The sequence below is a fragment of the uncultured Candidatus Kuenenia sp. genome, assembly GCF_900696675.1.
GTDB lineage: Bacteria > Planctomycetota > Brocadiia > Brocadiales > Brocadiaceae > Kuenenia > Kuenenia stuttgartiensis_A.
In genome coordinates, this window is record NZ_CAADGZ010000270.1 from 1 (window position 1) to 1,519 (window position 1,519).

The 1,519-nt window shown below is 41.2% G+C and carries 1 protein-coding gene; it reads right to left on the reverse strand.

Annotated features, from left to right (window positions below):
• Positions 1-1,330, reverse strand: a 1,330-nt coding sequence (locus tag QZT26_RS17575; protein WP_295104041.1) for an SBBP repeat-containing protein, incomplete at its 3' end; no start/stop codon positions are given.
• Positions 1,331-1,519: the final 189 nt, after the last annotated feature.

The following is a 1,519-nucleotide window of genomic DNA, read 5'->3' on the forward strand; positions in this document are numbered from 1 at the left end:
CTTTTTGCCAATCTTGGTAGTGGAAAATACTGATTTTCGCATTGCGAAAATCGTTTGCAGGATTTAGGTTTGATACAAAAACGTCATAATCTTCACCTGAATATGATGCACTATAACTACCTTCTGTAATTGGAAAATCAGTTGAACCTGTATAGCCAGCGACATAAACATTTTCCTCAGAATCTAAACTAATTGCATGGGCATAATCTTCAGAAGAACCACCTAAGTAAGTAGAAGCCAGCAAAGGATCAATAACAAGTTCTTTTGTCTTGTCGTAGGAAGCAACGGCGAAGCCGTATGTCCGTGAGACGTGTCCGTTATCCGTGCCAGTATTCATTGAGTATTTTACGGCTATTGGTTCATAATCACGAATCACGTACTTCACCTCCACTTCCACCCTTTTCCCATCTATTTCTTGATAGGCAATTGGTTTTGTGAATGTTACGGGGCCGAGTTCGGTTTCTGCTACGAGCTCACCTTGTTCGTTTACCCACACGTCAGGTGAAACAACCCCCCTGCCCCCCTTTGTTAAGGGGGATTTCGCCAAGCTTCCTTTTGTTGAGGAGGATTCAGGGGGTTGTATGCCACTCAGTCTTATTTTTATCCGGTTGGGGTCGGCACCAGGTTTTACGTGAAAGAGTTTTTCTACGTTGTTTCCATACGCCTTGAGTTTTAATTCTATGCCCTTATAGACTTCTCCAAGATTAACCACATCATACGTAGAAATATTGGATTTCCACTTCTTTTGGTCATTTCCTTTGAAGTAATTTATCTTTGTTGCCGACTTGTCTTCGCCTTTTATTTCCTTTACTTTCGCGCCGATGAGCGTTTCTTTTAAGGCAATTCCCTGCAAAAATGTGTTGGGGGTCGGGGGTTGGGATTTAGGGGTTGGGGAATGTGGATCGCTGATTTGTTGGGTGCGCTCCATTCCTTCGACAGGCGCAGGACAGGCTTCATCCAGCCTACATGATTTGATGCACGATTTGTGATTATAGTGTATCCCGCATCCTGCATCGTGTATCATATAGGGCGAATGCAATTCGCCCCTACAATCCGTATTTTCAACGTCAGATCCTTTTGGCAGTGAATATACGATCTCTCCGTCTTTCGTAACAAAGACTGTCCCGCCAAAGGTGTTGGCATAATATGCAACCTTTTCATCTGCCTGTCCTTCATTGGCAATAAACGGTATTTGGAGTTTTTTGATCTTTTGATTGACGGCTTTGCCGGATGGTGTGTCTTTGTGTTCCTGTGCAAATGAGGAAAATGCAAAACCGAATAGAAATGAAAGCACTATCGAAAAGATAAAAAAAGGGTTCCTTTTTTTCATAGGTATTGTCCTTATAAAAATAGGTAAAAAAATTATAGGGGAAGATAGTGCGTGCATTATAACCCCCTTTCCGGAAAGATTTCAACAAAATCCTTATTTTAAGCGGGTTTCCACAAATTCAAAATAATATGTAGTCGCAGAATAAATGGCCTATTTATTAATACAAATCCTTTATAACCCTATAAATAC